The organism is Pseudomonas sp. L13 (genome assembly GCF_009935965.1).
GTDB lineage: Bacteria > Pseudomonadota > Gammaproteobacteria > Pseudomonadales > Pseudomonadaceae > Aquipseudomonas > Aquipseudomonas lactis.
In genome coordinates this window covers 1-19,837 of the sequence record NZ_QODJ01000082.1, presented here as the reverse complement: position 1 = coordinate 19,837, position 19,837 = coordinate 1, and the positions used below count along the sequence as shown (strand labels likewise).

The window sequence follows — 19,837 nt, the reverse complement described above, 5'->3', positions numbered from 1 at the left end:
CCATCCATGGCGCGGGGCGGCTAAACCGGCATCCCTGCCGGTTTACCCCCCAAATCCCTGTCGAATTCCGGCCAGCGGGGTTTAACGGGGCGCCTGAGATCAAGATCACAAGCAGATCAAGATCAAGAGCGGCTCGCTTCGCATCGTGGTTACCGTCTGCTGCTATAGCCCAGAAAGTTGTGTAGAAACCTATGCTGCGATAGCGGTCGTGCAGTAACAGATGCAGTGACTTTCACACCGCTATCGCAGGCAAGCCAGCTCCCACATTGGATCTTCTTTGCTTCGAAAGTTGTGTTCCCCTGACCTTAGCCTGTGTCAGGCCATGGCCTGCGGCTGGATGCGCAGTTCGCCGTCAATATCCTTGACCAACCCACTGGCGACAAACAGCGGCGCCAGGCGTTTGTGCAGCTGTGGCTCGACAAACTCCTTCACCGTATCCAGCGCCAACACACCACTGAGCGGCAGCTCGGCCTTGGTGTACGACAACCAGGCCTTTTTCAATGCCATCAACACATCACTACCCGCCGTCGAAGCGAAGCGGCGGTGCACGGGCTTACCCTCGAAGGTGAAGGTGTGCTGGAACTCGTAGCCGCTTTCATCGCCGCCGTTGGCCGTGCAGCGCACGCAGGTGCAAGGGCCGTCGCCGAAGGCGCTGCGCAGGTAGGCGTTGAAGTCCACCACGGGCTTGAGTGACAGGCGCTTATCAACCTCGAACAGGTCCCCGGTCATTTTTTCGTCAGTGTTCAACGTCCATTTCCTCGCAGTCGGTTGCTGTGTTTCAAAGCGCGGCACAATACCAGCCGAGCGTGGGTTTGGGGATTATTTGCGTCAAGGGAGGGTCAGCGGAAGAATTCACCGGGGGTGGAATCGAACTGCTGACGAAAAGCATTGATAAACGCTGAGGTCGATTCATAGCCACAGCCCAATGCCACATCCGTCACCCGCTCGCCTTGTTCCAGGGCGGGCAGGGCGTTTAACAGGCGCAGGCGCTGGCGCCACGCGCGAAACGTCAGCCCGGTGTCACTCAGGAACACCCGACTGAGAGTCTTTTCGCTGATCCCCAGTTTGCGGCTCCACTCGCCCAAGGTGGTCTGCTGCTCGGGGTGCAGGTTCAGGCTGCGGTAGATCTGCCGCAGCCGTGGGTCGTGAGGCAGCGGCAACATCAAATCCACCTGGGGTGCGGCTGCGAGTTGGTCGAGCAGTACCTGAGCCAGGCGTCCGTCCGGTCCGTCCTCGGTATATTCGACCGGCAATTGGCTGAAGTTGCGGATCAACTCGCGCAACAAACTGCTCACCTCCAGCACTTGGCAACGCTCGGCGGCCCAGGCGGTGACGCTGCAGTCGAGGTACAAGCTGCGCATCTCGGTATGGGGCGAACTGAACACTCGATGGGGCATGCCGGCCGGAATCCACACCGCGCGCTGGGGCGGCGCGACGAAACGGCCGACGCTGGTCTGGATCTCCAATACCCCAGAAATCGCGTAGGACAACTGCACCCACGGATGACTGTGCCGTCGCGTCAGCGCCCGATTGGGCAAGGATTCAGTGCGCCCGTACACCGGCCTAGGCAAGCTGGAAAGCCCAGGGACACTGCGGCGAACGGCTTTTTCATGTCCTTTAGGCGGCATTTACTGGCTCATTGGCGTTAGTCGGTAACAGGTGGTTACGTTAGAGTCGTCGCGACGCTCTTGGCAACCCCTGGAAGAATTGCTTATGACCCGGCCCCGGTTTCTGCCCGACAACTTCACCCTTACCCTGATCGCCACGGTGATCCTCGCCTCACTGCTGCCCGCCAGCGGCCAGACCGCCGTGGCGTTCGGCTGGGTCACCAACCTGGCCATCGCGCTGCTGTTTTTCCTGCACGGCGCCAAGCTGTCGCGCAAGGCTATCGTCGCCGGTGCCGGCCACTGGCGCCTGCATTTGCTGGTGTTCAGCCTGACCTTCGTACTGTTTCCGTTGCTGGGCCTGGCGCTCAAGCCAGTGCTGTCGCCGTTGATCGGCAACGAGCTGTACATGGGCATGCTCTACCTCTGCGCCTTGCCGGCCACTGTGCAATCGGCGATTGCCTTTACCTCCCTGGCCCGCGGCAATATCCCTGCGGCCATCTGCAGCGCCGCTGCGTCCAGCCTGTTCGGTATCTTCCTGACGCCGCTGCTGGTAGCGCTGCTGCTCAACGTGCACGGAGATGGCGGCTCCACAGTGGATGCGATTGTCAAAATCAGCGTGCAGTTGCTGCTGCCGTTCATCGCCGGGCAAGTCGCCAGCCGCTGGATAGGTGGCTGGGTCGGACGTAACAAAGCCTGGCTCAAATTCGTCGATCAAGGTTCGATTCTGCTGGTGGTCTATGGGGCCTTCAGCGAGGCGGTCAACGAAGGGATCTGGCACCAGATCCCGCTGTGGCAACTGGGCGGCCTGGTGGTGGCGTGCTGCGTGCTGCTGGCCCTGGTGCTGGTGGCATCCACGCTGCTGGGCAAGGCGTTTGGCTTTAACCAGGAGGACCGCATCACCATCTTGTTCTGTGGTTCGAAGAAAAGCCTGGCGACCGGTGTGCCGATGGCACAGGTGCTCTTTGCCGGGGCGAGCATGGGCGTGTTGATCCTGCCGTTGATGCTGTTTCATCAGATCCAGTTGATGGTCTGCGCGGCATTGGCCCAACGCTATGCCCAGCGGCCAGAGAGCATTCCTGAGTTGATGGGGCAGGTGGATCCGTGACGCACCTCTCATTGGCGGGTAAATAAGCTCAAGTTAACCGGCGCGCCGACGACTGACTTCTTAACTAACCCAAGAAGGAGTGTCGGCATGAACGTTCATCGTGTAGCGGTAATGACTGGCCTCCTGGGCCTGTGGGCAAGTACCTGCGGCGCCGCACAAACCGTGGGGCAGGGCACCATCAGGTTCAGCGGCGCCATTGTCGAGTCAGGGTGTGCGACAAATGCGCGCAGCGGTTCGGTGATGGAACTGCGCGGCTGTGCCCAATCCAGTCGTGGTAGCCGAATCGAGGTGCGCAGTGTCGCGCCGGTGGTCAGTGTCGATGCACCCCATGTACGGCTGGTGGCGGACAGCGGCGAGGGGCGCTATTACGATCAGCGTTACGTGTTGGTAGACCGCTCCGGCAAGCTCATCCAGTCAGGCAACTACATCATTACCATGACTTCGCCGTAGGTCGTCGGGCGACGATCCGCAGCAACAGCGGTGCGAGAAACCTATAGAATGCTCGGCGGCGGCGCTTGTCCTGGGTGGCCGCTTGATCATCGTCAGAGTACCGCGCCCGTCAATGAGCCTTTCAGCCGCAACCCCCCAAGCCAACTGGCAACCGGTCATCGCCCTCGCGCTGGCCGCGTTTGTGTTCAATACCACTGAATTCGTCCCCGTCGGGTTGCTCAGCGCCATCGGAGCCAGCTTTGACATGCCCGTGGCCAGCGTCGGCCTGATGCTCACTATTTACGCGTGGATCGTGTCGCTGACCTCGCTGCCGGTGATGCTGCTGACCCGCAACGTCGAACGGCGCAAATTGCTGATCGTGCTGTTCGGCCTGTTTATCGCCAGCCATATTCTCTCCAGCGTCGCCACGAGTTTCGGCTTGCTGATGGTCAGTCGCGTCGGCATTGCCCTGGCCCATGCGTTGTTCTGGTCGATCACGGCTTCACTGGCTGTGCGCCTGGCGCCAGAGGGCAAGCAGGTGCAGGCCCTTGGCTTGTTGGCCACCGGCACGTCCCTGGCGATGGTGCTGGGCATTCCCTTGGGCCGCCTGTTGGGCGAGGCCATGGGTTGGCGTACCACCTTCCTGGTGATCGCCGCGTTCGCCGCCGCGCTGGTGTTCTGGCTGGCGCGCACCTTGCCGCTGCTGCCCAGCCAGAACTCCGGCTCCCTGCGCAGCCTGCCGCTGCTGTTCAAGCGTCCGGCGCTGGTGGCGCTCTACGTGCTGACCGCAATGACCGTCACCGCGCAATTCACCGCCTACAGTTACATCGAACCCTTCGTCGAAGGCGTCGCCGGCCTGGGCGGCAGTGCCGTGACCCTGATCCTGCTGGTGTTCGGTGGTGCTGGCATCATCGGCTCGTTGTTGTTCAGCCTGGTGCATCGTTTCAACCCCCACCTGTTCGTGATCGGCGCGGTGTCTATCCTCGCCGCGTGCCTGGCGCTGATGCTGCCGTTGAGCGGTGCCGAGTCTTACCTGGTGGGGCTGAGCATTTTCTGGGGCATGGCGATCATGGGCTTTGGCCTGGCCATGCAGTCCAAGGTGCTGGTGTTGGCGCCGGACGCCACCGATGTGGCCATGGCGATGTTTTCCGGGATCTACAACATCGGCATCGGCGGTGGTGCATTGATGGGCAGTTGGGTCGGCAGCCACTTCGGCTTCGCCTGGATCGGCGCGGCGGGCGGTTTGCTGGCGGCGTTGGCGTTGGTGGGGTATTGCCTGGCGATTCGGCGGTTTGGGCAGGGTGGTGCGCCCCTGGCTACCTGACGCCCCGCGATCAAACTGTAGGAGCGAGCTTGCTCGTGAAAAATTCATAGGCGCCGCGCTGATTCAGGAAGCACGCGTTATCGTTGACGTTTTTCGCGAGCAAGCTCGCTCCTACAGCGGCTGCCTCTCCCGCAGTTCAGAACGATTCGATCTTACGCCACCGGAATCAACGGATCCGCCGCCGCCAGCGCTACTGCCCGATCCGCCGCCGGTGGATAGATCCACACGCTATTGATCTGCTGTTTGAGTTCCTTGGCTTCCTGGCCTACCAGTTTAAGCTGACGATCCCAGCCTTCGGTGTACACCGCGCCCCAGGCGCCGAGGTCGAGGCAGGTCACGTATTTGGGTTGGCTGTACGCCATAGGGGCCACGCCGATCAGATCGGCGGCGACGTTGTTGCCGGCATAGCGGCCCAGGGCGATGGCGTGCTGGCAGGACATGGCAGCGAAGTTGCCCAGCTCGTCTGTGGCGGCGTAGGCCACGTCGCCGGCGGCAAAGATGGCGGCCTGGCCCTTGACCTTGAGGTTGGCGTCTACGTGCAGGCGGCCCTGGGGATCGCGGGTGGCACTCACCTGTTCGGTCAGCGGGTTGGCGCGAAAGCCGATGGTCCAGATCACGGTGCTCGATTCAATCCGCTGCCCATCTGCCAGGGTCACGCCACCGGCATCCACCGAGGCCACCGAGGTGTTCAGTACCCATTCAAGCCCCAGTGCCTGGCTGGCTTCGATGATCGAGGGGCGTATGCCATCGCCCATCGACGCGGCAATCTGCGGCCCGCGGTCTACCACGATCACACGGATGTTGGCCGTCTCATCCAGTGCCGCACGCAGGCGTGCCGGCATTTCGGTGGCGGTCTCGATTCCGGTAAAGCCGCCGCCGGCCACCACCACGGTATTGCGGGCCGGGCTGTCGGGCAGATTTTTGAGGGCCTTGATATGGGCCTCAAGGCGCGCGGCGTCTTCGATCTGATCCACATCGAACACATGCTCAATGCCGTCCATGCCGGGGCGATTCAAGCGGCTGCCGGCGGCCACTACCAAGCGGTCGTAGGCGAGGGTGGCCGGGATGCCGGCCGCGTTGCGGTAGGTCACTTGCTTGTTAGTGGCGTCGATGCTGTCGGCGGTGCCTTGCACAAAGGTCACGCCCACAGCGTCGAACAGCGCATCGAGCGGGGCCAGCATGGTATGCACATCGGGCTCGTAGAACCGCGGGCGAATACGCAGTTCCGCTTGGGGGGCGAGCAGGCTGATGCGCACATCGTTGCGGTCGTGTTTATCCAGTTGCCGAGCCGCGCTCAAGGCGCTCCACACGCCACCGAACCCGGCGCCAATAATCAGAATATGTTGTTTCATGGGGTTGCTCCAGAGACCAGGTAAGCCGCAAGGCATTGCCGGATCACTGTAAAAGCAGCAGGGCCTGTCCGAAAGGACAGATAACCCTGGATGACTGCCAGCTCCGCCGGCCTAGCGGGAAAAGCGCTCGCGGTAGTCGCGGGGTGAGATGGCCAGGTGGCGGTGGAAGGTGCAGCGCATGCGTTCTTCGTCGCCAAACCCGCACAGCCCGGCGATCTGCTCGATGCTGCGCTGGGAGTCTTCAAGCATGCGGCGCGCCGCTTCCATGCGAAACAGTTCGATGGCCTTGGCCGGGGTGCGACCGGTTTTCTGCTTGTAGACCCGGGCAAAGTTGCGTGGGCTCATATGGCTCTGAGCGGCCAGGCGTTCGACGGTGAGGTCGCTGTCGCGCAGGTTGTCGCTGATCCAGGCATGCAGCGCGTCAAAGCCGGCGCTGTCGGCGGTTTGCGCTTGCAGTACCTGGCTGAACTGCGCCTGGCCACCGGGGCGCTTGAGGAACACCACCAGTTCGCGTGCCACTTGCAGCGCCACTTCGCGCCCGCAATCGGCCTCTACCAGCGCGAGCGCCAGGTCGATCCCGGCGCTGACGCCCGCTGAGGTCCACACCTGGCCTTGCTGCACGAAGATCGCGTCCACGTCGACCTCGATGCTCGGGAAGCGTTGCTTGAGCAGCTCGCACATTGCCCAATGCGTTGCCGCGCGGCGCCCCTCCAGCAAGCCCGCCAGCGCCAGCAAAAAAGTGCCGCTGCACACCGAGGCGGTACGTCGCGCCTGACCGGAGGCGTTGCGCAGCCAGTCCACCAACGCAGTGTTGTCCAGCATGGCTTGCTCAATGGCGGGCGCGCCGGGTACCACCAGGGTGTCGATGGTGGCTGGGTCCAACTGCGCCAAAGCCACGGTGTCGACGCTCAAGCCTTCGGCGGTTGGCATCAACCCGCCCGCCAGACTGGCGTTGTGCAACACATAACCTTGCAAACCGCGCTCGGCCATGGCCTTGGTCGCGGCCCAGAACACCGTCTGCGCGCCGGTCAGGTCGAGCAGGCCCATGTGCGGGTAGGTCAGGAACACCAGAGTGCGGGGTTGGCCAAGCGGGGAGAGTGCGGTCATGCGCTGGTCAGTTGCTCAATTTGGCTCAAGGTGCAGAAGTTTGCGCCCATGACCACACTCAATTGCTCGGTTTGTTCAAGTTTGCCTGTCATGGTGGCGGTCTCCGGTGAAGGGGCTGGGCCCTGTTTTACCATGTCCCGCCAGTCAGTTTAAGCAGTCGCATAGCGTTTGGTCTTGGTTGAACAGTGTTTTGGCCAAGGCCTTCTGCAAACGTCGGTCAGGATTCACCTTGCTGATCGCCTCTGTTTGTTACTATCGCCATCCCGTCACCCGGAGTCGCCGCTCTATGCAACACCAGTGGGATGAAATGCACCGCACCCGCAAGCCTACGTTCGTCCTGTGTGGCGAGCCCCAGGGGGATGTGCTCAATCTCTATGTTCACGGTTACTCGGCGTTCTTCAACCGCCAGCAACTGGGCAATTTCAAGCAGCAATTGGCGGGTATCGAAGGCTCGACCAACTTGATGCTGTTCTGGCCGGCAGGGCATTTTCTGGAAAACCTGTTTGCACCGTTCAAGGACGTGCTCGCATCATTGCTCGGCGGTGGCGGCCTGGGCGCGGCGACAGTGGGCGTGGGCAAGGCCATTGCCTATTTCCTTGACCATTACAAAAGCGTCGAGGCGCGGGTCGATGAAGTGGCCAAGACCTTGTTGCCAGAACTGGCTGGCTACCTGCACAATCAGGCGCTGCCGGTGCGGCGCATCAACCTGATCGGCCATTCCCTGGGCGCACGCATTCTGGTCAAGAGCCTGCTGGCCAGCCCCGAGATCGCTCGCGAACTGCCGTTGAATAACCTGTTGTTGATGGGCGGGGCGATCTGTACCTCGAGCCCCTGGGACGAGGTGTCGGCGCCGCTGAAGGGGCGGCTGATCAACTGCCACTCCAGCAAGGACTGGGCGCTGGCCATGAAGCCCGATACCGAGCGTTGCATTGGCCGCTATGCGATTGACGTGACGCCCGCGCTCAAGGCCAAGGTCACCAATGTGCACCTGGCCAGCTTCGATCATGCCGCTTATTGGCCGCAGTTGAAGACGGTGGTGCAGTACACCGATTTGCTGCAGGAGCGGCGCGGCATGATCCGTGTGGACTCGCGCAGCAGTGACGTGCGGTTTGCCGAAGCGGACGTGGACCTGTACCCGGCATTGGTGCAAGCGCGGCCGGAGGAGCTGAAGTTTCTTGCCGAACTGATGGCGCAAAAGCGCAGTGCCGCGATTGATGCCAGTGTGCGCGAACCGTTGAAACTGGCCATTGAGTTGCAGCGCATGGGCGGCGACAGCTTCATGAACCTGGCGCGTGGACATGGCGTGGGCTATCGCCAGATTGCCGAAGACGTGGCGCAACGCCTGGGCATCAAGTTCGACCCACCACTTGAGCATGTGGCGCTGGCAGAGATCGAAGGGCAGGTCGCAGAAACACTGATCGAGCAGTACAAGGACAAACTCAGCCGCGCTGATCGCCAGGCGTTCGAGGCCGAGCTCCAGGCCGCTGCACAAAAAGAGCAGGGGTTGTTCAACCGCTTGGATGTGGGCCGTTCGGCTACCGCAGCCTTGAGCGGCACGGCGTTGGCCGGGCTGACCGGGTTTATCCTGCGACGCGGTGCGGCCACGGCCATTCCGGTAGTGGGCCAGGCGCTGGCTGCGGCGATGTTGCTGGTCAGCGGTGTTCGGGCGTTTTCCGGCCCGGCGTATTCGATCACAACCTTGGCGGTGCTGGTGATCGGCGTGATTCGCCAACGCATGGAGCGCGAGGCGCTTAACCAGGAGCTGGACCTGGTGGTGCAAGTGGTGGAAGCGTTTGACCTGCCGCGGGACACGGTGATGCGCACGGTCGCGTCCGACTGATAAGCTGCTGCCCAAGTCTTGTGTATTTGCCTGGAATACCGCGTGAAATTCAGCCTGCCGAAAATCGCCACCGCCCCGTTCTGCCCGCCGGAAGTGGCCGGCTCTGTCGCTGTTGACCCCAAGGCTTCGTTTTTTAAACGGGTGCTGATGTTTGCTGGCCCCGGCCTGCTGATCTCCATCGGCTACATGGACCCCGGCAACTGGGCAACGGCCATTGAAGCCGGTTCACGCTACGGCTATAGCCTGTTGTTTGTTGTGCTGCTGGCTAGCCTGGCGGGGATGGCGGTGCAGTGCCTGTGTTCGCGGCTGGGCATCGCCACGGGCAAGGACCTGGCGCAACTGTGCCGTGAGCGCTACAGCCAGCGCTCTGCTCGTACCCAGTGGGTATTGGCAGAAATCTCCATCATCGCCACCGACCTTGCCGAAGTGCTCGGCTGCGCCCTGGCGTTTCACCTGTTGCTGGGGGTGTCGCTGACCACCGGCATTGTCATCACTGCCTTCGACACGCTGTTGATCCTGGCCCTGCAAAATCGTGGTTTTCGCCGTCTGGAAGCGATCATGCTAGCGCTGGTCGCCACCATCGGCGTGTGCTTTTTCATCGAATTGGTGCTGATCAAACCCTACTGGCCAGACGTGCTCAGCGGTTTCACCCCGTCACTGTCGGCCATCAGCGATGCGGCGCCGTTGTACCTGGCCATCGGCATCCTCGGCGCCACGGTCATGCCCCATAACCTCTACCTGCACACCTCTATCGTGCAGACCCGCCTGATCGGCAAAGACCTGGCGAGCAAACAGGACGCGGTCAAGCTGGCGCGTATCGACACTATCGGCTCCCTGGCCTTGGCGCTATTGGTCAACGCCGCGATTCTTGTGCTGGCGGCAGCGGCCTTCTACAAGACCGGCCATACCGATGTGGTGGAAATCCAGGACGCTTATCACCTGCTCGACCCCTTGGTCGGCGGTGCTTTCGCCAGCATCCTGTTCGGTATCGCCTTGCTGGCTTCGGGCCAGAGCTCGACCTTTACCGGCACCATTGCCGGGCAAGTGATCATGGAGGGCTACCTGAACCTGCGCATACCCTGCTGGCAGCGCCGCCTGATCACCCGTGGGCTGGCGCTGATCCCGGCGTTTCTTGGCGTATGGCTGATGGGCGACGATGCCATCGGCAAGCTGCTGATTCTCAGCCAGGTGGTACTGAGCCTGCAGTTGCCCTTTGCGTTGTACCCGTTGATCCGCATGACCGGCGACAAGCAGTTGATGGGGCCGTTCGTCAACCGGCTGCCCACGCGGCTGCTGGCATGGTTTCTGTTTACGGTGATCAGTGGGGCGAATGCGTGGTTGATTGGGCAGTGGTTGTTCTGACATTGGGGTGCATTGCCGAGGCAGTGCCTACACCAAGATGGCCAAGGATGTGTATTGGGCAACTTCTGGGTCAGCAGTCAATAGCTTCATCGGTTCAGTCATGGCTGTTGCAATGATCAGCCGATCGAAGGGATCCTTGTGATGATGTTCAAGATCCCTGACGGCAATGGCGTGCTCCAGGCTGATGGGTAATTCGACGAAGCCACTTTCCAGGCAGTATTCACGAATTTTATCCAGGTCCACAGCGAGCTTTCCCAAGCTAACCTTGATTGCCATTTCCCAAAATGTTGCCGCACTGACGTAAATTTCGGCGGCGTTTTCTATCAGCTTGCGGGCTTTGCCGGACAGTTTAGAGTCATCGTTGAGTGCCCATAGCAGGATATGGGTATCCAACAGTAGCCTCATGAATGACTGCCCTCAAAGGCATCCAGGAGATCGCTGGGGAGTGGGGCGTCGAAGTCTTCAGGAATGGTCAACTCGCCCTTCATTGCGCCAATTCGCCGGCCCTTGGACTTACCAAGCGGGACGAGCTGCGCCATTGCGCGACCATGTTTGGCGATAGTGATGATTTTGCCAGCGGCGGCTTCATCGACCAGTTTGGACAGGTTGTTTTTTGCCTCACCGAGGGCAACGGTAATCATGAGGTCTTCTCCATGTTTTGGCCAAATATAGCCAAAACTACGACCGCTATCAAAGATGGCACGACCACTGGTGGCGGCCGCTCGTTCAGCGCGGGATGGTGTGTGGTACGTAGTGACCATGACGTCTCTCCAAATAAATTTGGCTAAAGTCTGCCCCAGCGCACCGTCCCCAGAAATACTGGCCCCCAAAATCAGAACGGACCTACTTTTCCTACTAGGAATATTCCTTCACTGGCGCCGTTCAGCAGCGCCAACATCCGTCACCGATCCCAATACGGCACCGCACCAAAACACTCCACGAAATAGTCGATCACCGTGCGCACCTTCAACGACAGCCTCCTGCTGCCCGGCCACAGCGCGGCGATCTGTTGGGGCTCCAGGGTTGTTGCAACCTCGTATTCGCCTAGCACCGCCTGCAAGGTCCCGGCGCGCAGGCTTTCGCCAATCAGCCAGGACGGGAACACCACCAGGCCCAAGCCTTGTTCGGCGGCGTGGGTGAGGGTGTCGGCGTGGTTGCCGGTGATGGGGCCGCTGACGCTGTAGGCTGTCCAGTCGCCTTGGCCGCGGCGGAAGAACCAGCGCTGCTGGCCGGTGATGCCTTTGTAGGCCAGGCAGTGGTGGTGGGCCAGTTCGTCGGGGTGGCGCGGCGTGCCGTGCTGGGCCAGGTAGGCGGGGCTGGCGGCGATGCGAAAACGTTGCGGCGCGAAGATGCGCGCCTGCATGCCCGAGTCATTGAGCACGCCAATACGAAACAGCAGGTCGGTGCCATCTTGCAGCGGGTCGACGAAGGTGTCGGTCTGCTGGATATCCAGTTGCAGCTTCGGGTAGCGCCGGCACAGCCCTCCCAGCCAAGGTGAAAGGTGACGCTGGCCAAACGCCATTGGCGCGTTGATGCGCACCAGGCCGCTGGGTTCGCTGTCTTGCTCCTGCAGGGCTTGGTTGGCCGTTTCCAGTTGCTCCAGTAGCAAGCGTGCGTGGCGGCCCAGCAGACGGCCGGCTTCGGTGGGGCTGACGGCGCGCGTATGGCGGTAGAGCAATTGCTGGCCGACGGCCTGTTCCATCAGTTGAATCTGCCGCGAGATGGAGGAGGGCGCCAGGCTTTCGCGGCGGGCCACTTCGGAAAAGCTGCCCTGGTCCAGCACGGCCACAAACAGGCGTAGCGCCTTGAAACTCAGTTCATTCAAGCCCTGCATCATCTCTCCAGGCTGTGCGTTTTGCGCAAAGGTGTTGTCCGCATACTCCCATTTATCGCACAGCACGGCCACCGGATAATACGCGCCATGTTTTTCTTTCTTGATACGCGGGTGATGTATGCAGGCACGTTCTACCGAGGGGCTGGCGCAGGCCAGGCCGAGCAACAACCTTCTACGGCTGCTGCTGTTGCCGTTGGTGATTCTGACGGGCATGGGCCTGTCGGTGGAGGCCGGGTTGCTCGGGCCATTGGGCGCGCAGGTCGGGCATTTATGGGCGACGTTGAGCATCTTCGGCGTAGGCACGGCGATTCTGTTTTTACTGCTGCTGTTCAGCGGCCCGCAAAAGGGCCCGGCATTCACGCAACTGCCGCGCTGGCAGTTGATCGGCGGGTTTCTGGGGCCGATGTACGTGGTGGTGCTAACCCTGGCCACACCGCACATCGGCATCGCGATGACCATGATCGCGATCCTCTCGGGCCAGGTGGGCAAGAGTGTGTTGATCGACCACTTCGGCTGGTTCGGCACGGCGCGCAAACGGGTCAATGGTGAGCGCTGGATCGCGTTGGCGTTGATTGTGGCGGCATTGATTCTGATTGCACGGGGTTAAGGTGATGAACCTGTTTATGTTGTTGGTGGTGGTGATTGCAGCGGGGGCGGTGCTGAGTGTGCAGGCCGCTATCAATGGGCGTCTGGGCCAGACTGTAGGGGTATTGCGCAGCAGTCTGCTGACCTTCGCGGTGGGCGCGCTGACCACGGCGCTGTTGATATTTTTCTTCGAACCGGCCCAGGCCGTCAGCCTGCTGGAGGTGCCCAAGTGGCAATTGACCGGTGCCCTGTTTGGCGTGGTGTACATGATGGTGATGGTCGGCACGGTGCCTGTGGTCGGCACGGCCGTCGCCACGGTGGCGGTGATTGTCGGGCAACTGGGCATGGGCATGTTGATTGACAACTTCGGCTGGCTGGGCAACCCGGCGATCGAGCTGTCGGGCAGCCGTATCCTCGCCATGCTGTTGCTCGCCCTGGCGTTGGTGTTCATGTACCGCAGCAATAGCCGCCGGGCCGACTGACGGCGCTGAACCATGCTTGCTTGCTCAGGGTCACTGCTTAAGGTGTGGCGCTCGCCGCACCGGACGACCATGAAAAAAGGAGTCTGACCATGCCAGATCAAACCTGTGCTTGCCCTCACTGCAAATGTGTATTGGGCGCTGACGCAATCATGAAAGACGGCAAGGGCTATTGCTGCCAGGGCTGTGCCGAGCACCATGCACACGGCGAGCCCTGCGCCGCAGCGACGGGTTGCGAATGCGCCAAGTCCGCTCACGGTTGACAGGATTGACCTGCAGGCCCGGGCACCCGGCGCCTGCAGGGTGAGTAAAAACAGTTCGCTTGCCGGCAACCAGTCTTTACCATGGTGGCTCATCCCTGATTGATGTGTACCCGCCATGGCCCTGGCCGCGCCCCCCGACCTCAGTGATCACGCCGTTCCCGTACAACCGTTGGCGCGTACCTACCCGCGTGGGTTGTACGTAGAGCCGCATAGTCACGATTGGGGCCAGTTGCTCTACGCCATGAGCGGTGTGATGTGGGTCGAGACGCCCCGCGAAGCCCTGGTGGTGCCGCCCCAGCGCGCGGTGTGGTTGCCGCCGGGGGTGGAACACGGGATCCGTGTGGTCTCCGATTTGCAGATGCGCAATATCTACCTGCGCCCGGCGTTGGCGGCGACGCTGGACAGCCAGGTGCAGGTGATCGAAGTGGGCCGCTTGTTGCGGGAGTTGATCGTGACCTTGGTGGAACAGGGCGATCACGGCGATGCGGCCTACTATGAGGCTGTGGTGGGCCTGGCCCTGCTGGAGTTGCAACGCGCATGTCGCTCGTCTATTCGCATTGCCATGCCGGTGGCGGCGGATCGTCGGCTGATCAATGCGTGCCAGGCGGTCATGGCGTCGCCCTCCCTGGACATCCCGTTCGAGCAGCACGCCGAGGCGGCGGGCGCCAGTGTGCGCACACTCGCGCGGTTGTTCCAGCAGCACCTGGGCATGGGGTTTGCCCAGTGGCGCCGTCAGGTGCAGTTGGCTACGGCGGCGGCGGAGTTGATCCAGGGCCAGTCGGTGAGCGGCATAGCGCGCACTCTGGGTTACTCGCCCAGCAGCTTCAGTGACATGTTCCGACGTGAACTGGGCGTGTCGCCGTCCCAGTACGGGGGTTGGCCGAAATCCTGAAGCACTTGGCCGATACCCACGGTAGGCGCGCCCTAGACTGAGCCCATCAATCCACCGGGCGCAGCCTTCATGAGCTATTTGATTTCCTTGGCCATCGGCCTGTTTGTCGGCGTGATCTACGGCGCGCTGGACTTCCGCTCACCGGCGCCGCCCGCTATCGCACTGGTCGGCCTGATGGGCATGCTGCTCGGCGAAAAACTCTGGCCCATGGCGCGGCAGTTGGTCAGTGGTTGGTTGTCCTGATCCCTTTTCCCTTCGACGGATGCCCTCGATGAACGCACTGCAATTTACCGCCACCGGCGACCTTGCCAACCTGAGCCTGGTGGAGGTGCCCGTGCCGGTGCCGTCCGCCGGTGAGGTGCTGGTGCAGATTAAAGCTGCGGGCCTGAACCCCAGCGACGTGAAAAACGTGCTTGGCCGCTTCCCCTACACCACGCTGCCGCGCATCCCAGGGCGTGACTTTGCCGGCGTGGTGGTGGAGGGGCCGCAAGCATTGCTCGGCCAGGCAGTCTGGGGCACCGGCCGCGACCTGGGTTTTTTCGCTGACGGTTCCCATGCCCAATACCTGCGCGTATCCGCCAAGGGCGTGGCGCACAAACCCGCGCATTTGAGCTTTGCCCAGGCGGCCAGCCTCGGCGTGCCCTATACCACCGCCTGGGATGCCTTGGAACGCTGTGGCGTTGGCCAGGGCACGCGCTTGCTGGTGATTGGCGCTAATGGCGCGGTCGGCAGTGCGGCGCTGGCGCTGGCGAAGATACGCGGCGCGCAGGTGCTGGCGGCTGTGCGCAAGGCCGATCAGTTCGAGTTGTTGCAGGCTCAAGGGTTGGACGCGATTGTCTTGGGCAAGCCAGAGGCGTTGGGCGCGCAAGTGCAGGCGGTGTTCAAGGGCGGTGCCGACGTGATCTTTGACACCACCGGTTTCTGGCTGCCTGCCGCGGTGGCAGGGCTGGCACCGTTCGGCCGCATCGCCATCATCGCCGCCCCGGTTGACGGCCACGTGCAGTTACCGGCCCTGGCGCTGTACCGCAAGGGTGGTTCGGTGGTGGGGGTTAACTCGTTGCTCTATAACTGCGAACAATGCGCGGTGATGTTGGAGGCGTTTGGGCGCTTCTTTGATGAAGGCCTGTTGCCGCTGCCTACGGGGTTGCGTGAAGTGGCGTTGGTGGAGGGTGTTCAGTGCTATGCAGAAGTGAACAGCGGCAGCCCGGACAAAATCATCTTCCTGCCTTGATGGGATCAAAATGTGGGCTTGCTGTGGCGAGGGAGCTTGCTCCCGCTCGACAGCGCAGCTGGAGCCGGCTTTTTTGTGGGGCGCTACGCACCCCAGCGCAAGCAAGCTTGCTCGCCACAGCAAGCCCGCTCCCACAGTGTTGAACTTTATTCGGTTTCGGGAACGCCTTTTTTCCACACCGACCAGTTCTGCACAATCGCCTGGACCAACGGATTACCCGTGCGATACAGGTTTTCCAGCGCCGGTACAAAACCACCCTGGTCCGCATACTTGAGCAGGTTGTCTACCTCGCTGTAGCCCGGATAAGGCCGGTCAAAGTCGGAGCCGGCGCGCACCACGGCCAGGCGCTGGATATCCACCAAACCTTCGCGGCTGGCGCGCAGCAGCGCTTCGTAGGTGGAGTTGTCCTCTTGTTGAGTGGTGCAGTATTCGCCTTTGTTGTCGGTGAGCAACTGGGTCCAGACCTCGGCACGTTCGCTCAACCGCGTGCCGGAAAACCAGGTGTTGCCCGCCAGGGTGTCGCAGCGCATGACTTGCGGCGGTTGGTTGGCCGGGGCGGCGGGGTAATGTTTGCGCCAGGCGGCGGACTCTGTGCTTTCTGTCAGTTCCACCTTATGCGACAAGGCAAACGCCTTGGCTTGCAGCTTGGGGTTGAGCTCAAACACTTCGGTCTTGTAGTCCAACGGGGGTTTTTCGTTGGGGCCCTTGGTGTTGATCCCGGTATAGCCCGTCGGCCAGTCCTTGGGGGCATCCCGTGAATCCAGCTCCCACTGCGTGCCGAACTCCACCAGGTAATGAGCCCAGGCGGCGGTGCCGATGGTGCCGTGCTTGGGGTTGATGCCGGCGATCCCCGCGATCAGGAAGTAACTCTGGCGCAGGTCGAACTTGGGCGACAAGGCCAGGGCCAAGGTAGACGCGGCAGCGTTGGTCTGGCCCATGCCGGTCACCAGCAGGCACACGTCCTGGGTGTTGCAGCGAATCACCGGGTATTCGGCGGACAGGCCCGGTACGCGCACTTCTTGTTTAAGTTCCAGGCGGTCGATCCAGGTCTGCGCCTCGGGGGCAAACATGGTGATCAGCATCACCTTGGGCTTGATCGGTGGCGGGTTATCCGCCAGCACCACGTGAGGCAATAGGGCCAGGCCGACGGCCAGCGAGACACGGGTCAATGTGTTCATCTACAGCTCCTTGATCAGAATTGGTAGCCCACGCCGGCGTAGTAACCCCAGCCGTCTGAGCGTGCGCGGAAGTTGCCTTCGCCGAAATTCAACTCGCTGCCGTCCTCCCAGTTGCCGCCGTTGTGAAAGTAACGGCCGACCAGGGTAAAACGCAGGTGGGTAAACGAGTACAGCAACACGTTGGTGGCCACCAGAGAGTTGGCGGTGCGCGCCGGGTTGTCCTTGTGCAGTTCCGAGCCAAAATCGTAGTTGGTAAAACCGATGTAGGTCAGCGAGGCGCCGTTGTCGAACTTGCCGATGGGCACGATGTACTTCATCTGCGCTCGGTAGCCGTCCCAGGAATACTCATTACTGGCGCCGTAGTTTTCCCACTGGTAGCGCCCGTAGAAATTGGCCGACAGGTTGACCCGCGAGTGGGTGTCGATATCGGTGCCCAGGCCGCTGTACAGAGTGTTGGCGCGGTTTTCCTTGCGGCTGCCGTGGTCGTAGATCCAGTCAAAGGCCACATACCATTCCTTGAACGGGCCGATCGCCAGGCTGCGTCCTGCGAGGTAGTCGATGGAGATCCGCGGTTCATGCTCCATGAACACTGGCGAGCCTTGGTCCCACACGCCTTTGTCATTACTGTTACCGATGGTGAGGATCTTCGGCACATCGATATAGCCGTACAACTCAAAGGGGCCCTTGCGCCCGAAGTACTCGTATTCCAGGTAGACGTCATCCTGTGGCTTGGGACCGAAACTGATGTCTTTGCTGCCGATCAGCGTAAGGTCCTGGTTGAACCACTCGGACAAATAAACGCCTTTTTTCGCCGGCGGGTTGGCTTCAGGGCTGAGGGTTTCGCCCTGTGCTGAGTCATCCACGGGCTTTTCCTGCGCCAAAATGGGTGCACTGAGTACTCCCGTAACGGCGGCCAGTAGCAACGAAACGCCAAGACAAGCGCGAGGCTTTGAGGTGGGGTGCATTGAAAGTCCTTATTCTTACGCGGTTTAAACCCGATTCGACGGGGAGGCATGAACTTGGCGGTCAAGTTCGTTCCGCAAACGTTTGCACAGGTTGTACCAACTTGGGTCAATGGCTTGAACTGTTTAGAAAAAAGACGAATTTGCCGACGCTTTGGTCAGGAAAACAGTGGGGTTCCTGTCATGCCGGTGGGGCAATGGGATTGAACATCGCCTGCCGCCGGTACTCACTCGGCGTCTGGTGCATTTCGATACGAAAGTGGCGGTTGAAATTCGACAGGTTGGCGTAGCCCACCTCAAAGCAGATGTCCGCCACTGACATCTGGCTGTGCAACAGCAAGCGGCAGGCACGCTGCACGCGGAACTTGCGCATCAGGTCGATAAAGCCGTGGCCGGTGTTGCGCTTGAAGAACCGCGAAAAGCCCGGTTCGCTCATATCCAGTTGCCGGGCGATGTCCGACAGGCGTACATCGCCCGTCAGTTCCTGCATCAGGTAGTCAAACGCCTTATTGATGCGTTGGGCACTGCGCGCGTCCAGGGCCGGTGCGTAGCAAGGGCTGGCCAGGGTTTTGGCCTGTGAGGGCGGGGCGTTCTTCAACGTATCGAGCAGTTGCAGGAATAGGGTCAGGCGTTGCAGACCATGGGCGTTGCCGATGGCCTCCATCAGCCTGGCGGCATTTGTGGCGGTTGCTCCGGTGAATTCGAGGCCGCGTCGCGCCTGTTCAAACAACGCCTGTAACTGGCCGAGTTCCGGCAACGTCTTGCGCAGGGCAAGCAGGGCGGCGCCGTCGAATTGCAGCACCACATCGCGCCCGTGCAGGCGTTCGCCGGGGGCCAGTTCGCCGATCCAGTCGTGGGGCAGGCCAGGGCCGATCAGCGCGACATGCCCGGCGCTGAATGCACCGATATAGTCACCCGCCACCAGCTTGCCGCTGCCTTGGCGGATCAGGTGGATTTCGAATTCAGGGTGATGGTTCCAGCGCGCCAATTCATAGGGGTAGTCATGTTCGAACCAGCGAAAGCCATGTTCCGGTTCGGGCAGGATCACCTCAAGTTCCGCAGGGCGGTGCTCGAACAGGGTGGCGGGGCTGATGGGCATGGTGCTGCCTCTTGTGGTGGTGCAATTTTCCCAAAATACCCGCACTGGCAATCAGTGCGCTAGCCCCGGTTTCGCCTGAGGCTGATACTTTTTTGATCCTGCGTCACAGGTTAAAAAAGTATCAGCCGAGCCTTCGCCAGTCGTTTGTGAGATGGCAGGCCAAGCTGCTGTAATCGAAGCTCAACAACAAAGGTCGGCAAGCTGTTCTCGGCGACGCTCACCGGCTACCGGCAATCATCTTTACAGGACCCTCCCATGAAACGACTCGAAGGCAAAAGCGCGCTGATCACCGGATCGGCGCGGGGCATTGGCCGTGCGTTTGCCCAGGCCTACATCGCTGAAGGCGCCACCGTGGCCATCGCGGACATCAACCTGCAACAGGCCCAAGCCACCGCCGACGAGCTGGGCGCCCACGCTTACGCCGTGGCGATGGACGTTACCGACCAAGCCTCCATCGACGCGGCCATCGCCACAGTGGTGAGCCACGCCGGTAAGCTCGATATCCTGATCAACAACGCCGCCCTGTTCGACCTGGCCCCCATCGTCGACATCACCCGCGACAGCTTTGAACGGCTGTTCTCGATCAACGTCGCCGGCACCCTGTTCACCCTGCAGGCCGCAGCCCGACAGATGATCCGCCAGGGGCATGGCGGCAAGATCATCAACATGGCCAGCCAGGCCGGGCGGCGGGGTGAGCCGTTGGTGGCGGTCTACTGCGCGACCAAGGCGGCGGTGATCAGCCTGACGCAATCGGCGGGGTTGAACCTGATCAAGCAAGGCATCAATGTCAATGCCATCGCCCCTGGTGTGGTGGACGGCGAGCATTGGGATGGAGTGGATGCGTTGTTCGCCAGGCATGAAGGGCTGGCGCCTGGCGAGAAGAAAAAGCGTGTAGGCGATGAGGTGCCATTTGGGCGGATGGGCACCGCGCAAGACCTGAGTGGCATGGCGATCTTCCTGGCGTCGACGGAAGCCGACTATGTGGTGGCCCAGACCTATAACGTTGATGGCGGCAATTGGATGAACTAGTGTTTGACGCTGACCCAACTGTGGGAGCTGGCTTGCCTGCGAAGACGGCCTGACAGCCGACCGGGATGTTGGATTTGACCGCGTACATATCCGTTATTTAGGTAACGGCCACTTAGGGTTCCGCCCTGACGGCGGCTCACTTTGCAAAAGCGGCAAAGT

The 19,837-nt window shown here is 61.5% G+C and carries 22 protein-coding genes; 12 read left to right on the top strand and 10 right to left on the bottom strand.

Translation table 11 applies throughout. The features are described 5' to 3' along the window. Positions 1-315: 315 nt before the first annotated feature. Both DK871_RS26215 and DK871_RS26210 read right to left on the bottom strand, forming a co-directional pair. Positions 316-747 carry a hypothetical protein gene (locus DK871_RS26215; RefSeq protein WP_161907192.1) on the bottom strand — a complete coding sequence of 144 codons (432 nt, stop codon included), beginning with the start codon at positions 745-747 and terminating at the stop codon, positions 316-318. 92 nt (positions 748-839) lie between these two features. Next, complete coding sequence (locus DK871_RS26210) at positions 840-1,628, bottom strand: helix-turn-helix domain-containing protein (protein WP_161907191.1); 789 nt, start codon at positions 1,626-1,628, stop codon at positions 840-842. Between the two features lie 85 nt (positions 1,629-1,713). Here DK871_RS26210 and DK871_RS26205 point away from each other — a divergent pair, with 85 nt between their 5' ends. From DK871_RS26205 to DK871_RS26195, 3 genes are all read left to right on the top strand, one after another. Next, positions 1,714-2,712 carry a bile acid:sodium symporter family protein gene (locus DK871_RS26205; RefSeq protein ID WP_116665457.1) on the top strand — a complete coding sequence of 333 codons (999 nt, stop codon included), beginning with the start codon at positions 1,714-1,716 and terminating at the stop codon, positions 2,710-2,712. An 87-nt stretch (positions 2,713-2,799) separates the two neighbouring features. Further along, positions 2,800-3,162, top strand: a complete 363-nt coding sequence (locus DK871_RS26200; protein WP_161907190.1) for a type 1 fimbrial protein — start codon at positions 2,800-2,802, stop codon at positions 3,160-3,162. Positions 3,163-3,274: 112 nt separating this feature from the next. After that, positions 3,275-4,465, top strand: a complete 1,191-nt coding sequence (locus DK871_RS26195) for a sugar transporter (RefSeq protein ID WP_161907189.1) — start codon at positions 3,275-3,277, stop codon at positions 4,463-4,465. A 152-nt stretch (positions 4,466-4,617) separates the two neighbouring features. On the opposite strand, the gene DK871_RS26190 is transcribed toward DK871_RS26195, so the two are convergent. Both DK871_RS26190 and DK871_RS26185 read right to left on the bottom strand, forming a co-directional pair. Next, positions 4,618-5,817, bottom strand: coding sequence for an NAD(P)/FAD-dependent oxidoreductase (locus tag DK871_RS26190; RefSeq protein WP_161907188.1), 1,200 nt, complete (start codon positions 5,815-5,817; stop codon positions 4,618-4,620). A 111-nt stretch (positions 5,818-5,928) separates the two neighbouring features. Further along, positions 5,929-6,924 carry a GlxA family transcriptional regulator gene (locus tag DK871_RS26185; RefSeq protein ID WP_161907187.1) on the bottom strand — a complete coding sequence of 332 codons (996 nt, stop codon included), beginning with the start codon at positions 6,922-6,924 and terminating at the stop codon, positions 5,929-5,931. 286 nt (positions 6,925-7,210) lie between these two features. Between DK871_RS26185 and DK871_RS26180 the strand changes: the two genes are divergently transcribed. Together DK871_RS26180 and DK871_RS26175 are read left to right on the top strand one after the other, a co-directional pair. Then, positions 7,211-8,764: a DUF726 domain-containing protein gene (locus DK871_RS26180; RefSeq protein ID WP_161907186.1), complete on the top strand. Its 1,554-nt coding sequence runs from the start codon at positions 7,211-7,213 to the stop codon at positions 8,762-8,764. Positions 8,765-8,806: 42 nt separating this feature from the next. After that, positions 8,807-10,126, top strand: coding sequence for an Nramp family divalent metal transporter (locus DK871_RS26175; protein ID WP_161907185.1), 1,320 nt, complete (start codon positions 8,807-8,809; stop codon positions 10,124-10,126). Between the two features lie 27 nt (positions 10,127-10,153). On the opposite strand, the gene DK871_RS26170 is transcribed toward DK871_RS26175, so the two are convergent. From DK871_RS26170 to DK871_RS26160, 3 genes are all read right to left on the bottom strand, one after another. Next, on the bottom strand, positions 10,154-10,531 hold the full coding sequence (locus tag DK871_RS26170; protein WP_003191983.1) for a type II toxin-antitoxin system VapC family toxin: 378 nt from the start codon (positions 10,529-10,531) through the stop codon (positions 10,154-10,156). Next, positions 10,528-10,887, bottom strand: a complete 360-nt coding sequence (locus DK871_RS26165; RefSeq protein WP_256677529.1) for a type II toxin-antitoxin system Phd/YefM family antitoxin — start codon at positions 10,885-10,887, stop codon at positions 10,528-10,530. The genes DK871_RS26170 and DK871_RS26165 overlap by 4 nt, the downstream gene beginning before the upstream one ends. A 140-nt stretch (positions 10,888-11,027) precedes the next feature. After that, positions 11,028-11,960 (bottom strand): LysR family transcriptional regulator, encoded by a 933-nt coding sequence (locus tag DK871_RS26160; protein WP_161907184.1) that lies wholly within the window; start codon positions 11,958-11,960, stop codon positions 11,028-11,030. 118 nt (positions 11,961-12,078) lie between these two features. Between DK871_RS26160 and DK871_RS26155 the strand changes: the two genes are divergently transcribed. From DK871_RS26155 to DK871_RS26130, 6 genes are all read left to right on the top strand, one after another. Next, positions 12,079-12,567, top strand: coding sequence for a DMT family transporter (locus tag DK871_RS26155; RefSeq protein ID WP_161907183.1), 489 nt, complete (start codon positions 12,079-12,081; stop codon positions 12,565-12,567). A 4-nt stretch (positions 12,568-12,571) separates the two neighbouring features. Further along, positions 12,572-13,027 carry a DMT family transporter gene (locus tag DK871_RS26150; RefSeq protein WP_161907182.1) on the top strand — a complete coding sequence of 152 codons (456 nt, stop codon included), beginning with the start codon at positions 12,572-12,574 and terminating at the stop codon, positions 13,025-13,027. 89 nt (positions 13,028-13,116) lie between these two features. After that, positions 13,117-13,287: a putative metallothionein gene (locus tag DK871_RS26145; RefSeq protein WP_019816816.1), complete on the top strand. Its 171-nt coding sequence runs from the start codon at positions 13,117-13,119 to the stop codon at positions 13,285-13,287. 115 nt (positions 13,288-13,402) lie between these two features. Then, complete coding sequence (locus DK871_RS26140) at positions 13,403-14,179, top strand: helix-turn-helix domain-containing protein (RefSeq protein ID WP_161907181.1); 777 nt, start codon at positions 13,403-13,405, stop codon at positions 14,177-14,179. 69 nt (positions 14,180-14,248) lie between these two features. Next, the gene (locus DK871_RS26135; protein ID WP_014718843.1) at positions 14,249-14,422 is read left to right on the top strand and encodes a DUF1427 family protein; all 174 of its coding nucleotides are present in this window, start codon (positions 14,249-14,251) and stop codon (positions 14,420-14,422) included. 28 nt (positions 14,423-14,450) lie between these two features. Next, the gene (locus DK871_RS26130) at positions 14,451-15,410 is read left to right on the top strand and encodes a zinc-binding alcohol dehydrogenase family protein (RefSeq protein ID WP_161907180.1); all 960 of its coding nucleotides are present in this window, start codon (positions 14,451-14,453) and stop codon (positions 15,408-15,410) included. Positions 15,411-15,556: 146 nt separating this feature from the next. Here the strand turns inward: DK871_RS26130 and DK871_RS26125 are convergent, their stop codons facing one another. The 3 genes from DK871_RS26125 to DK871_RS26115 all read right to left on the bottom strand — a co-directional run bounded on the left by DK871_RS26125 (position 15,557) and on the right by DK871_RS26115 (position 18,649). Then, positions 15,557-16,588, bottom strand: coding sequence for a purine nucleoside permease (locus tag DK871_RS26125; RefSeq protein ID WP_161907179.1), 1,032 nt, complete (start codon positions 16,586-16,588; stop codon positions 15,557-15,559). A 14-nt stretch (positions 16,589-16,602) separates the two neighbouring features. Continuing rightward, positions 16,603-17,553: a nucleoside-specific channel-forming protein Tsx gene (locus DK871_RS26120; RefSeq protein ID WP_161907178.1), complete on the bottom strand. Its 951-nt coding sequence runs from the start codon at positions 17,551-17,553 to the stop codon at positions 16,603-16,605. 178 nt (positions 17,554-17,731) lie between these two features. Beyond that, the gene (locus DK871_RS26115) at positions 17,732-18,649 is read right to left on the bottom strand and encodes an AraC family transcriptional regulator (RefSeq protein WP_161907177.1); all 918 of its coding nucleotides are present in this window, start codon (positions 18,647-18,649) and stop codon (positions 17,732-17,734) included. Between the two features lie 255 nt (positions 18,650-18,904). Between DK871_RS26115 and DK871_RS26110 the strand changes: the two genes are divergently transcribed. Further along, positions 18,905-19,678 carry an L-iditol 2-dehydrogenase gene (locus DK871_RS26110; protein WP_161907176.1) on the top strand — a complete coding sequence of 258 codons (774 nt, stop codon included), beginning with the start codon at positions 18,905-18,907 and terminating at the stop codon, positions 19,676-19,678. Positions 19,679-19,837 lie beyond the last annotated feature (159 nt).